At 61.4% G+C, this 12,765-nt stretch carries 14 protein-coding genes; 4 read left to right on the forward strand and 10 right to left on the reverse strand.

The features are described from left to right. Window positions 1-8: 8 nt before the first annotated feature. From secB to J3361_RS05280, 3 genes are read right to left on the reverse strand one after another with little or no spacing between them, the layout of a single operon-like run. A complete protein-coding gene (secB, locus tag J3361_RS05270) occupies window positions 9-491 on the reverse strand; it encodes a protein-export chaperone SecB (RefSeq protein WP_058546235.1) in 483 nt (160 codons plus the stop codon). A 40-nt stretch (window positions 492-531) separates the two neighbouring features. Further along, the gene (gene grxC / locus J3361_RS05275) at window positions 532-786 is read right to left on the reverse strand and encodes a glutaredoxin 3 (RefSeq protein ID WP_186710850.1); all 255 of its coding nucleotides are present in this window, start codon (window positions 784-786) and stop codon (window positions 532-534) included. A 1-nt stretch (window position 787) separates the two neighbouring features. Then, complete coding sequence (locus J3361_RS05280) at window positions 788-1,201, reverse strand: rhodanese-like domain-containing protein (RefSeq protein WP_207963069.1); 414 nt, start codon at window positions 1,199-1,201, stop codon at window positions 788-790. A 152-nt stretch (window positions 1,202-1,353) separates the two neighbouring features. Between J3361_RS05280 and gpmI the strand changes: the two genes are divergently transcribed. The 4 genes from gpmI to J3361_RS05300 all read left to right on the forward strand — a co-directional run bounded on the left by gpmI (window position 1,354) and on the right by J3361_RS05300 (window position 6,546). Further along, window positions 1,354-2,883 carry a 2,3-bisphosphoglycerate-independent phosphoglycerate mutase gene (gene gpmI, locus J3361_RS05285; protein WP_207963071.1) on the forward strand — a complete coding sequence of 510 codons (1,530 nt, stop codon included), beginning with the start codon at window positions 1,354-1,356 and terminating at the stop codon, window positions 2,881-2,883. Window positions 2,884-3,123: 240 nt separating this feature from the next. Further along, the gene (locus J3361_RS05290) at window positions 3,124-4,416 is read left to right on the forward strand and encodes a murein hydrolase activator EnvC (RefSeq protein ID WP_207963073.1); all 1,293 of its coding nucleotides are present in this window, start codon (window positions 3,124-3,126) and stop codon (window positions 4,414-4,416) included. 32 nt (window positions 4,417-4,448) lie between these two features. After that, a complete protein-coding gene (locus tag J3361_RS05295) occupies window positions 4,449-5,765 on the forward strand; it encodes a S41 family peptidase (protein WP_207963075.1) in 1,317 nt (438 codons plus the stop codon). A 1-nt stretch (window position 5,766) separates the two neighbouring features. Next, window positions 5,767-6,546 (forward strand): divergent polysaccharide deacetylase family protein, encoded by a 780-nt coding sequence (locus J3361_RS05300; RefSeq protein ID WP_207963077.1) that lies wholly within the window; start codon window positions 5,767-5,769, stop codon window positions 6,544-6,546. A gap of 261 nt (window positions 6,547-6,807) precedes the next feature. Here the strand turns inward: J3361_RS05300 and J3361_RS05305 are convergent, their stop codons facing one another. The 7 genes from J3361_RS05305 to J3361_RS05335 form a co-directional block, all read right to left on the reverse strand. Then, a complete protein-coding gene (locus J3361_RS05305; protein ID WP_207963079.1) occupies window positions 6,808-7,554 on the reverse strand; it encodes an ABC transporter substrate-binding protein in 747 nt (248 codons plus the stop codon). 63 nt (window positions 7,555-7,617) lie between these two features. Beyond that, the gene (hisF, locus tag J3361_RS05310) at window positions 7,618-8,388 is read right to left on the reverse strand and encodes an imidazole glycerol phosphate synthase subunit HisF (RefSeq protein WP_207963081.1); all 771 of its coding nucleotides are present in this window, start codon (window positions 8,386-8,388) and stop codon (window positions 7,618-7,620) included. 92 nt (window positions 8,389-8,480) lie between these two features. Further along, window positions 8,481-9,230 (reverse strand): 1-(5-phosphoribosyl)-5-[(5-phosphoribosylamino)methylideneamino]imidazole-4-carboxamide isomerase, encoded by a 750-nt coding sequence (hisA, locus tag J3361_RS05315; protein WP_207963086.1) that lies wholly within the window; start codon window positions 9,228-9,230, stop codon window positions 8,481-8,483. A gap of 99 nt (window positions 9,231-9,329) precedes the next feature. Next, window positions 9,330-9,584 carry a DUF2164 domain-containing protein gene (locus tag J3361_RS05320; RefSeq protein ID WP_058546227.1) on the reverse strand — a complete coding sequence of 85 codons (255 nt, stop codon included), beginning with the start codon at window positions 9,582-9,584 and terminating at the stop codon, window positions 9,330-9,332. Continuing rightward, window positions 9,584-10,222: an imidazole glycerol phosphate synthase subunit HisH gene (gene hisH / locus J3361_RS05325; RefSeq protein ID WP_024619262.1), complete on the reverse strand. Its 639-nt coding sequence runs from the start codon at window positions 10,220-10,222 to the stop codon at window positions 9,584-9,586. Before hisH ends, J3361_RS05320 begins: the two co-directional genes overlap by 1 nt. Continuing rightward, window positions 10,222-10,815, reverse strand: coding sequence for an imidazoleglycerol-phosphate dehydratase HisB (gene hisB, locus J3361_RS05330; RefSeq protein ID WP_003186751.1), 594 nt, complete (start codon window positions 10,813-10,815; stop codon window positions 10,222-10,224). Before hisB ends, hisH begins: the two co-directional genes overlap by 1 nt. Before the next feature lie 281 nt (window positions 10,816-11,096). Then, complete coding sequence (locus J3361_RS05335) at window positions 11,097-12,758, reverse strand: OFA family MFS transporter (protein ID WP_207963087.1); 1,662 nt, start codon at window positions 12,756-12,758, stop codon at window positions 11,097-11,099. Between the last annotated feature and the right edge of the window lie 7 nt (window positions 12,759-12,765).

The following is a 12,765-nucleotide window of genomic DNA, read 5'->3' on the forward strand; positions in this document are numbered from 1 at the left end:
AGCGCCGTTTACTGAACGGTCGCGCCGCCTTCTTGCTGCATGCGCTGCAGTTCTTGCGCGTACAAGGCATCGAAGTTCACCGGAGCCAGCATCAGGGCCGGGAACGAACCGCGGGTCACCAGGCTGTCCAGGGTTTCGCGGGCGTAAGGGAACAGGATGTTCGGGCAGAACGCGCCCAGGGTGTGGCTCATCGAAGCGGCGTCCAGGTTCTTGATCAGGAAGATACCGGCCTGTTGCACTTCGGCGATGAACGCCACTTCGTCACCGTTCTTCACGGTCACCGACAGGGTCAGCACCACTTCGTGGAAGTCATCTTCCAGGGCTTTCTGACGGGTGTTCAGGTCCAGGCCTACGCTCGGCTCCCACTGCTGGCGAAAGATCGCCGGGCTTTTCGGGGCTTCGAAGGACAGGTCGCGAACGTAAATGCGCTGCAAGGAGAATTGCGGTGCGGCTTCTTCTTCAGTGGCAGCTGTGTTCTGTTGGTCAGTCATCGCAGATCCTTCTTACTTTCAGGTTCTATTAATAGGGAATTCAGGCCTTGAGCAGCGCGTCGAGCTTGCCGGCGCGCTCCAGGGCGAACAGGTCATCGCAACCGCCCACGTGGGTGTCGCCGATCCAGATCTGCGGCACGGAAGTGCGCCGGGCCTTCTGGGTCATTTCGGCGCGCAGTTGCGGCTTGCCGTCGACCTTGATCTCTTCGAAAGCCACGCCTTTGTTCTGGAGCAGGTGCTTGGCTCGGGAGCAATAAGGGCAGTAATCGCTGGAATAGACAACTACGTGGGGCATGTCACTTCACCAGGGGCAGATTGTCGGCTTTCCAGCTTGCAACGCCACCGGACAGTTTGGCGGCGGTGAAGCCGGACTTCATCAGTTCGCGGGCAAGGGTACCGGCCTGCTGGCCTTGGGCGTCGACCAGGATCAGCGTCTTGGCCTTGTGTTTTTCCAGTTCGCCCGCGCGTGCGATCAGTTTGTCCTGAGGGATATTCAGCGCGCCGACAATGTGACCGGCGGCGTAGTCCTTGCTCGGGCGGATATCGACCACGACGCCGGCGTCCTTGTTGACCAGTGCGGTCAGCTCGCCGGTGCTCAGGCTGCGTCCGCCGCCCTGCATCGTGTGGGCAACCAGCAACGCCAGCAGTACGACGAAGATACCGACGAGAATGTAGTGGTTAGTGGCAAATTCAATCAGGTGAGCAACCATCGAAGGAGGTTCCAGGGCGTTAAAATGTCGGCCAGTATACACAGCACGCAAGGTCGGCCAAACCCCGCCCGGCGGTGACGCCGTCGGAACTTACCTTTAAACTGCCCGTCCCTTTTCCATCGTCTTCTTTTAACCCGCCACGAGTGGATTCCATGACTACCACGCCTAAACCTTTGGTCCTGATGATTCTCGACGGCTTCGGTCACAGTGACAGCCACGAATCCAATGCCGTGTATTCGGCCAACAAGCCGGTGCTGGACCGTTTGTGGGCCACCGTGCCCAACGGCCTGATCTCCGGCAGCGGCATGGACGTCGGCCTGCCGGACGGGCAGATGGGCAACTCCGAAGTCGGCCACATGAACCTCGGCGCAGGCCGCGTGGTGTATCAGGATTTCACCCGCGTGACCAAATCGATCCGCGACGGTGAGTTCTTCGAAAACCCGACCATCTGCGCCGCCGTGGATAAAGCCGTGGCCGCCGGCAAGGCCGTGCATTTCATGGGCCTGCTGTCCGACGGTGGCGTGCACAGCCACCAGGACCACCTGATCGCCATGGCCGAACTGGCTGCCAAGCGTGGCGCCGAGAAGATCTACCTGCACGCATTCCTCGATGGCCGCGACACCCCGCCGAAAAGCGCCACGTCGTCGATCGAGCTGCTGGACGCCACGTTCCAGGCCCTCGGCAAGGGGCGCATCGCCAGCCTCATCGGCCGCTACTACGCCATGGACCGTGACAACCGTTGGGACCGCGTATCCCAGGCCTACAACCTGATCGTCGACGGCAACGCCGAATTCAATGCCGCCACCGCCCAGGAAGGCCTGCAAGCCGCCTATGAGCGTGGCGAAAGCGACGAATTCGTCAAAGCCACCACTATCGGCGAGCCGGTGAAAGTCGAAGACGGCGACGCCGTGGTGTTCATGAACTTCCGCGCCGACCGCGCCCGCGAACTGACCCGAGTATTTGTCGAAGACGATTTCCAGGAATTCGAACGCGTCCGCCAGCCGAAACTGGCCGGTTTCGTGATGCTGACTCAATACGCCGCCAGCATTCCCGCGCCATCGGCCTTCGCCGCCGGCAGCCTGGAAAACGTGCTGGGCGACTACCTGGCGAAAAACGGCAAGACTCAACTGCGCATCGCCGAGACCGAAAAGTACGCCCACGTGACGTTCTTTTTCTCCGGCGGCCGTGAAGAGCCTTTCCCGGGCGAAGAACGCATCCTGATCCCCTCGCCGAAAGTCGCCACCTACGACCTGCAACCGGAGATGAGCGCGCCGGAAGTGACCGATCGCATCGTCGACGCCATTGAAAACCAGCGTTACGACGTGATCGTGGTCAACTACGCCAACGGCGACATGGTCGGCCACAGCGGTGTGTTCGAGGCGGCGGTCAAGGCCGTGGAATGCCTGGACACCTGCGTGGGTCGCATCGTCGAGGCTTTGGAAAAAGTCGGCGGGGAAGCGTTGATCACGGCCGACCACGGCAACGTCGAGCAGATGTCCGACGAATCCACCGGCCAGGCCCACACCGCCCACACCACCGAGCCAGTGCCTTTCATCTATGTCGGCAAGCGTGACTTCAAGGTTCGCGACGGCGGCGTGCTGGCTGACGTAGCGCCGACCATGCTGATGTTGCTGGGCATGGAGAAGCCGGCGGAAATGACCGGGACGTCGATCCTGGTCTGACCCAACACAAATCCCGGCAAGCCCTGTGGGAGCAAAGCTTGCTCGCGACAGCAATCTAACAATCCACATTTTCGTTGGATGTGCTGCCGTCATCGCGAGCAAGCTTTGCTCCCACAGGGGTTTGCCGGGAAATAAGTGCCCTGCACCACTCCAGTTATCACACAGCCCCAAATGGGCGTTTTTTTTGCGGCGTGGGGCGGGCATACTAGGCCGTCCCTTTCCCTGGTGTCGCCCGCCTCTATGCTTCGCGTCCTGATAGCCCTCGCTCTGACCTGTATGCTCCAACCGGCCTTTGCCGACGAGCGCGCGCAAACCCAACAGCAGTTGGAAGCCACGCGCCAGGACATTGCCGAGCTGAAAAAGCTGCTGGGCAAGTTGCAGGAAGAGAAATCCAGCGTGCAGAAAGACCTGCGCGGCACCGAAACCGAGATGGGCAAGCTGGAGAAGCAGGTCGAGGCCCTGCAAAAAGAGCTGAAGAAAAGCGAATCCGAACTGCAGCGGCTCGATGGAGAGAAAAAAAAACTCCAGAGCGCGCGCACTGAGCAGCAAAAGCTGATCGCCATCCAGGCCCGGGCCGCCTACCAGAACGGCCGCCAGGAATACCTCAAGCTGCTGCTCAACCAGCAGAACCCCGAGAAATTCGCCCGCACCCTCACTTATTACGATTACCTGAGCCAGGCCCGCCTGGAGCAACTCAAGAATTTCAACGAAACCCTGCGCCAACTGGCCAATGTCGAAAAAGACATCGAGCTGCAGCAAGCCCAGTTGCTGGTGCAGAAAAGCAGCCTCGACACCCAGCGTGAAGAACTCGAGAAGGTTCGCAAGGAGCGCCAGGTGGCCCTGGCCAAGCTCAATGACGACGTGAAGGCCCGCGACAGCAAGCTCAAGGCTCGCGAGCAGGACCAGGCCGAACTGGCCAATGTGTTGAAAACCATCGAGGAAACCCTGGCCCGTCAGGCTCGAGAGGCAGAAGAAGCGCGTCAGAAAGCGCTGATCGCCCAGCAGGAAGCCGAAAAAAAGCGTTTGCGTGAAGCCCAAGCCGACGCGGAAGCCGGCGACGCCCCGCGCAAACCTGCAAAATCGAACCCCGGCGCGCTGGTTTCCAGCGATGGCGAAACCTTCGGCGGCGCTTTTGCTTCAGCCCGAGGCAAACTTCCATGGCCAGTCAATGGTCGATTGCTTGCGCGCTTCGGTGAAACCCGCGGCGACGACACTCGCACTAAGTGGGATGGGGTCATGATCAGCGCTTCCGCCGGCAGCCAGGTACATGCCGTGCATGGCGGTCGCGTGGTCTTCGCCGATTGGTTGCGCGGCGCCGGCCTGTTGGTGATCCTCGATCACGGCAACGGTTATTTGAGCCTGTACGGCCACAACCAGACGCTGCTCAAGGCGGCGGGGGATGTGGTCAAGGCTGGTGAGTCCATCTCCACGGTCGGCAACAGTGGCGGGCAGGATACGCCAGCACTGTATTTCGCTATTCGTCAGCAGGGTCGCCCCAGCGACCCGGCCCAATGGTGTCGTGCGCAAGGATAAGCGCGCCCATCCTATTAAGGAGTTCGTTCGACATGCTGCATTTGTCCCGCCTTACCTCGCTGGCCCTGACGATCGCCCTCGTGATCGGTGCGCCCCTGGCTTTTGCCGCCGAACCGGCGCCATCGGTACCCGCCGCCACCGCCGCGACCACCAAGGCCCCGCTGCCGCTGGACGAATTGCGCACCTTTGCCGAGGTCATGGACCGGATCAAGGCCGCCTACGTCGAGCCCGTGGATGACAAGATGCTGCTGGAGAACGCCATCAAAGGCATGCTCAGCAACCTCGACCCGCATTCGGCCTACCTGGGGCCGGAGGATTTTGCCGAGCTGCAGGAAAGCACCAGCGGCGAGTTCGGCGGCCTGGGCATCGAAGTCGGCAGCGAAGACGGTTTCGTCAAGGTCGTCTCGCCGATCGACGACACGCCTGCCTCGAAGGCTGGCATCCAGGCCGGTGACTTTATCGTCAAGATCAACGGCCAACCGACCCGCGGCCAGAGCATGACCGAAGCCGTGGACAAGATGCGCGGCAAGATCGGCCAGAAGATCACCCTGACCCTGGTACGCGACGGCGGCACGCCGTTCGATGTGACCCTGACCCGGGCGGTCATCCAGGTCAAGAGCGTGAAGAGCCAGTTGCTGGAATCGGGCTACGGCTACATCCGCATCACTCAGTTCCAGGTCAAGACCGGCGAAGAAGTCGCCAAGTCCCTGGCCAAGCTGCGCAAGGACAACGGCAAGAAACTCAACGGCCTGGTCCTGGACCTGCGCAACAACCCCGGCGGCGTGCTGCAATCGGCCGTGGAAGTGGTGGACCACTTCATCACCAAGGGCCTGATCGTCTACACCAAGGGGCGCATCGCCAATTCCGAACTGCGTTTCTCGGCCACTGGCAACGATTTGAGCGAAGCCGTGCCACTGGTGGTGCTGATCAACGGCGGCAGCGCCTCGGCTTCGGAAATCGTCGCCGGCGCCCTGCAGGACCAGAAACGCGGCGTGGTCATGGGCACCACCAGCTTCGGCAAGGGCTCGGTGCAGACCGTGTTGCCACTGAACAACGAGCGCGCCCTGAAGATCACCACCGCGCTGTACTTCACGCCTAACGGCCGCTCCATCCAGGCCCAGGGCATCGTCCCGGACATCGAAGTGCGCAAGGCCAAGATCACTAGCGAGGCGGATAGCGAATACTTCAAGGAAGCCGACCTGCAAGGTCACTTGGGCAATGGCAACGGCGGCGCCGACAAACCGACCGGCTCCGGCGCCAAGGCCAAGCCAATGCCGCAGGACGACGACTATCAACTGGCCCAGGCCTTGAGCTTGCTCAAGGGGTTGAACATCACGTCCGGCCGCTGAGATGGGCTTGCGCTTCACCTTCGTCCTGCTGTGCCTGCTGGCGGGAGCCGTTAACGCGGCCCCCGTCACACCTTCTTCGCCGCACAAGGCGTACCTGAGCCTGATCATCGACGACCTGGGGCAAAACCTGCCTCGGGATCGCCGGGTATTGGCCCTCCCTGGTCCGGTCACCGCCGCGATCATGCCCGACACGCCCCACGCCGCCGAATTCGCCCGGGAAGCCCATCGCGCCGGCAAGCTGGTCATGCTCCACATGCCCATGGACCCGGCCACCGGGCCATTCGCCTGGCACCCCGAACTGCCCATCGAAGAGTTGGGCAAACGCCTGGACGCCGCGTTCGCCGCCGTGCCCTATACCAGCGGGATCAACAACCACATGGGCAGCCGCATGACCGCCCAGCCCCAGGCCATGGCCTGGCTGATGGCGAATTTGCAGCAGCGTCACAAATTTTTCGTCGACAGCCGCACCAGCGCCCAGACCGTCGCCGCTGCCGAAGCGCAGAAGATCGGCCTCGCCAGTGTGTCTCGGGATGTCTTCCTGGACGACGAACGCACCGAAGCCGCCATCGCCCAGCAACTGCAAACCGCCATCGACTTGGCCCGCAGGCAAGGCTCAGCCGTGATGATCGGCCATCCCTACCCGCAGACCCTGGCCGTGCTCGAACGCGAACTGCCCCGGCTCAAGGCCCAAGGCATCGAATGGATCGACATCAAGTCGATGATCAGCCTGCGCAGCAATCGGGCGATGGTTGGGCATGGGAAAGATGGGGTTTATCGGTAGCAGCCCATCGCGAGCAGGCTCGCCCCCACAGGGATTCTGAGGTGGGCATCGTATCTGTGAACACCCAGGCAACTTTGTGGGAGCGGGCTTGCTCGCGAAGGGGCCAGCACACTCAACACCTCTGCAAGCTGATTCACCGCTTTCGCGAGCAAGCCCGCTCCCACAGGGGATCTGCTGTGAACACAAATATTATGTCCGGTACAAAGATCCACTGTGGGAGCGAGCCTGCTCGCGATAGCGGCGACACGGCTGGCGCAACCTTCAGAGATACCGCGCCATGATCGCGTCCACTTCACCTTCCTTGCGCAGCTCATCCAAGGCCTTTTGCAGCCGGGCAACCACGTCGTCCGGCACGTCCTTGTTCAAGGCCAGGTACAGCTCGGCACTGTTGAATCGCAGCACGGTCTTGAGATCGTTCACCCCTTCCTGACGCGCCAAGTAACGCCCGGCCGGGTCGCCGGTGGCCCATAGATCGATCTGGCCGTTGACCAGCTTCCGGGCATTGTCCTGATCGCGCAACACGAGCATCGGCTTCAGCCCCTGCTTGGCCAACGTCTCGGCGATCGCATCGCCCTTGTAGGCACCGACCTTGTATTGGCGCGCCTGCTCCAGCGAGTCGAGGGCGATCTTGCTGTCGGCCTTGGCGAGCATGATCCAGTCGTCCGGACCAATGGGGCCGACCCACTTGAACAGCTTTTCACGCTCCGGCAACCGCGCCATGACAAACACACCGTAACCCGGATTTTCCAGGGCGAGTTTGTAGATGCGCTCCCAAGGGAAACGCAGCGTCAGGCTGTAGGAGATATCGGCGCGCTTGAATATTTCGCGGACAATGTCCACGGCAATACCCTGGATGTTCTCGTCCTGGGCGAAGTTCTTGCCGTTCTTGGCCATGTTGTACGGCGGGAAGTTTTCCGTCAGCAACACCAGCGAAGTATCAGCGGCGCGCACAGTGCCTGCGAGCAGCAACGTGGCACCGGCAAAGGCAAGAACGAGGCGTTTGAGCATGTCGGGCTACCGCAATCCATGGTGTGCCCAAGAGTGCCTTGGGCCCGCCATGGTGTCCAGCGATCAGCGAATGCAGATACCGCGATGCGCCATGTAGGCCTTGGCTTCCGGCACGGTGTATTCGCCGAAGTGGAAAATGCTCGCCGCCAGCACCGCGCTGGCGTGGCCTTCGAGAATGCCGTCGGCCAGGTGTTGCAGGTTGCCGACGCCGCCGGACGCGATCACCGGAATGCCCAGTGCATCGCTGATGGCGCGAGTCACGCCAAGGTCGAAGCCGTTTTTCATGCCGTCCTGGTCCATGCTGGTCAGCAGGATTTCACCGGCACCCAGGCCTTCCATTTTCTTCGCCCACTCGACGGCGTCCAGGCCGGTGGGTTTGCGCCCACCGTGGGTGAAGATTTCCCAGCGCGGGGTTTCGCCCGGGCCGGAGACCTTCTTCGCGTCGATGGCCACGACGATGCACTGCGAGCCGAAGTGCTGGGCCGCTTCGCCGACGAAGTCCGGGTTGAACACCGCCGCGGTGTTGATGGACACCTTGTCAGCACCGGCATTGAGCAGGTTGCGGATGTCCTGCACGGTGCGCACGCCACCGCCCACGGTCAGCGGGATGAACACCTGGCTGGCCATGCGCTCGACCGTATGCAGCGTGGTATCGCGGCCATCGACGCTGGCCGTGATGTCGAGGAAGGTAATCTCGTCCGCACCCTGCTCGTCATAGCGACGGGCGATTTCCACCGGGTCTCCGGCATCACGGATGTTCTCGAACTTGACGCCCTTGACCACGCGGCCGTTGTCCACATCGAGGCAGGGAATGATGCGCTTGGCTAACGCCATGGGCTTAATCTCCGATTAAGAGTTGCAAGCTTCAAGTTATAAGCTGCAAGTCAAGCAGACCGTAATCGTGCTTTAAACTTGCAGCTCGCGGCTTACAGCTTGGAGCTGGCCGCGTAGCCATCGCAAAATAGTTGAGCCTCGGCAACATCCAGCGTGCCTTCATAAATCGCGCGGCCCGTAATTGCGCCGATGATGCCCGGCGCCTTGGCGTCGAGCAGCGACTTGATGTCACCCAGGTTATGGATACCACCGGAAGCGATCACCGGGATCTTGGTGGCAGCGGCCAGCGCAGCGGTGAACGGCACGTTGCAGCCCTGCATCATGCCGTCTTTGGCGATGTCGGTATAAACGATCGAGGACACGCCGTCGGCTTCGAACTGCTTGGCCAGATCGATGACTTGCACGGTGCTGATTTCCGCCCAGCCATCGGTGGCGACGAAACCGTCCTTGGCATCCAGCCCGACGATGATTTTGCCCGGGAACGCGCGACAGGCTTCGGCGACGAAAGCCGGATCTTTCACAGCCTTGGTGCCGATGATCACGTAGCTCACGCCAGCCTTGACGTAGTGCTCGATGGTTTCCAGCGAGCGAATGCCGCCGCCGATCTGGATCGGCAGGTTCGGGTAGCGCTTGGCAATGGCCGTGACCACTTCGCCATTGACCGGCTGCCCTTCGAAGGCGCCGTTCAGGTCGACCAGATGCAGGCGACGGCAGCCGCCCTCCACCCACTTGGCGGCCATGCTCACCGGGTCATCGGAAAACACCGTGGAGTCTTCCATGCGGCCCTGGCGCAGACGTACGCAAGCGCCGTCCTTGAGATCGATAGCGGGAATAATTAGCATGCTTTTCCTTCGTCAAAGAGCTGCAAGCTGCAAGCCATAAGCTGCACGCAGGCACGCGTTCCAATACTTGCAGCTTCAAGCTTGAAGCTTGCCGCTGCTCTAATTCTTCTCAAGCGCCCACAAGTCGCTTTCAATGCTTTCGAACCTTTCTTTAAGGTGCGTCTGCACGTCGAAAATCGCCCTGTTGTAATAATGCGGAGCAATTTCGCGGGTAAACAGGTCAAGAATTTCCGCCGCTTCGAACGAGCCAAGGTCCAGCTCGAAGCGTTCCTCCATGAACCGCTGGATCTTGCGGTTCGCTTCACTCTCCTGCTCGGAGGTCAGTGTGAGGATCGGCGGTTTCTTGCGGGCCATTACCAGCGTCCGTCCCACGCCGCGAAGTTCTGCAACAATTGCAGGCCATGGGTATGACTCTTCTCCGGGTGAAACTGCACGGCGAAGCGCGAACCATCGGCCAGGGCCGCGGCGAAATCGACGCCATAGTGACCGCTGCCCACCACCTGCCGCGCATTGCCGGCGGCGATGTAGTAGCTGTGCACGAAGTAGAAGCGCGCCAGGTCCGGAATGTTGTGCCACAGCGGGTGATCCACCGTCTGCTTCACTTCGTTCCAGCCCATGTGCGGGACCTTCAAGTGCTCGCCGTCTTCATGCAGGCCCTTGCCAAAGAACTTCACCTGGCCAGGGAACAGCGAAATGCAATCGACGCCATCGTTCTCTTCACTGCGATCGAGCAAGGCTTGCATGCCCACGCAGATACCGAGGAACGGACGGTCCTGGCTGACTTCGTGCACCAGTTTGTCGAAGCCCAGGCGACGAATCTCGGCCATGCAATCACGAATCGCCCCGACGCCGGGGAACACTACCCGGTCGGCTTCGCGAATCACGTCGGCATCGCTGGTGATCAGCACCTTGCCGGCGCCCACGTGCTCGAGGGCCTTGGCCACCGAGTGCAGGTTGCCCATGCCGTAGTCGATTACCGCGACAGTCTGCATTACAGGACGCCCTTGGTGGAAGGCATCTGGCCGGCCATGCGGTCATCGAGCTCCACAGCCATGCGCAGCGCGCGGCCGAACGCCTTGAACACGGTTTCAATCTGGTGGTGGGTGTTGTGCCCGCGCAGGTTATCGATGTGCAGGGTCACGTTGGCGTGGTTGACGAAGCCCTGGAAGAATTCCTGGAACAGGTCGACGTCGAAGCCGCCAACGGTGGCACGGGTGTAGGGGACATGCATCTGCAGGCCAGGCCGGCCGGAGAAGTCGATGACCACGCGCGACAGCGCTTCATCGAGCGGCACGTAGGCATGGCCGTAGCGGCGGATGCCCTTCTTGTCGCCGATGGCTTTGGTAAAGGCCTGGCCCAAGGTGATACCGACGTCTTCCACCGTGTGGTGGTCGTCGATATGCAGGTCGCCCTTGCTGACGATGTCCAGGTCGATCAGCCCGTGGCGGGCGATCTGGTCCAGCATGTGCTCAAGAAAAGGCACACCAATATCAAACCGGGCCTTACCGGTGCCATCCAGGTTGATCGAGGCTTTGATCTGGGTTTCCAGAGTGTCGCGCTCGACAGACGCCTTACGTTCGGCCATCACCAGCTCCGCAAAATCATTGGGCGAAAAAGGCAGCCATTATAGGGGCGCGAGCGGCAAACAGAAACACAAGAGGTGACATCACTGACGGGCTGAAGCCCGTGTGGTCGGGGATAGACATGTGCGTACAAGTCTTTCAGGACTCATAAAACAAATGTGGGAGCGAGCCTGCTCGCGAAAGCGATGTGCCAGCCGACATTGATGTCACTGATACACCGCCTTCGCGAGCAGGCTCGCTCCCACATGAGGTGTGCCCTGGCCTGATGGCCAGGGCAACGGTCTTAGCGGAACAGCACCGCTGTCTTCTGCAGGGTCACCCACACACCCCACGCCAACGGAATGCCCACCACCAGCCAGGCCGCGATCGCCAGGGGCTTGGTGCCCGGTGCGGCTTTCCATTCCAGCGAAGTGGTGCTGTCGGCGCCCTTGTCATGGCCCAGCGCCTGTTCGGCGGCCAGTTCGGCGTCGGTCATGAAGTACTTGTCGGCGACCGGACGGACCATCAGGTTGCACAGGAAGCCCAGTACCAGCAGGCCGGCGAGGATGTACAAGGTGATGTCATAGGCCGCGGCACGTTCAACACCGATGCTCAACTGATATTCACGCAAGTAGTTCACCAATACCGGACCCAGCACGCCTGCCGCAGCCCAGGCGGTCAGCAGGCGACCGTGGATTGCACCGACCATTTGCGTACCGAACAGGTCCGCCAGGTAGGCTGGCACGGTAGCGAAACCGCCGCCGTACATCGACAGGATGATGCAGAACGCCGCCACGAACAGCGCGACGCTGCCCAGGTGACCGAGGTTCGGGATCAGCGCGTACAGGGCAAAGCCCAGGGCGAAGAACACGAAATAGGTGTTTTTGCGACCCAGGTAATCCGAGCAGGATGCCCAGAAGAACCGGCCGCCGATGTTGAACAGGCTCAGCAGACCAGTGAAACCGGCCGCAATGGCCGCGATCTGACCCAGTTGCGCAGCATCCAACTGACCGAAAGACAAGTCATTGCCGAGCAACTTGCCGCCGAACACTTCCTGCAACAGTGGCGATGCCATGCCGATGATGCCGATACCGGCGGACACGTTCAGGCACAGCACCAGCCATACCAGGCGGAACTGCGGGGTTTTCCAGGCAACGTTCACGTGAACGTGGCGATGGGTGATCATCGCGTTCGCGGCTTTCTTCGGTGCTGGGGTCCAGCCCTCAGGCTTCCAGCCGGTTGGCGGGACGCGGTACGACAAGGCGCCACCGATCATGAACACGAAGTAGATCGCGGCCATCACCAGGAAGCTCTGCCAAACGCCCACGCCAGTCGGCGAAGCGAAGTGGTTCATCAGCGCCGCAGCCAGCGGAGCACCAACCATCGCACCACCGCCGAAACCCATGATCGCCATGCCGGTCGCCATGCCGCGCTTGTCCGGGAACCACTTGATCAGGGTCGACACCGGGGAGATGTAGCCCAGGCCCAGGCCGATACCGCCGATCACCCCGGAACCGACCCACATCAGCCATATCTGGTGGGTATAGATACCCAGCGCGGAAATCAGCAGGCCACCGCACCAGCACAAGGCCGATACAACGCCGGCCTTGCGTGGCCCGGCGTGTTCCAGCCAGCCGCCCCAGATCGCTGCCGAGCAGCCCAGGAAAATGAAGAACAGGGTGTAGATCCAGCCGAGCATCGAGATCGGCCAGTCACATTGGGATGAAAAGACTTGCGAGATGAAGCTCATATCCGGTGCACAAGCCACAGGCTTGGTGATTCCCAAGGCTTTGGACAGTGGCAACCAGAACACCGAGAAGCCGTAGGCCATGCCGATGCACAGGTGAATGGCCAGTGCGGCCGGTGGAACCAGCCACCGGTTGAAACCCGGCTTGGCGATGATGCGTTCCTTGGAGAGGAACGCTGGCTGGTCGGCGATGCCGCCCGCCGTGATGCTCGTGCTCATTGTGTAT

Source organism: Pseudomonas sp. OA65, from assembly GCF_017498305.1.
In the GTDB taxonomy this organism is placed as follows: domain Bacteria; phylum Pseudomonadota; class Gammaproteobacteria; order Pseudomonadales; family Pseudomonadaceae; genus Aquipseudomonas; species Aquipseudomonas zanjanensis.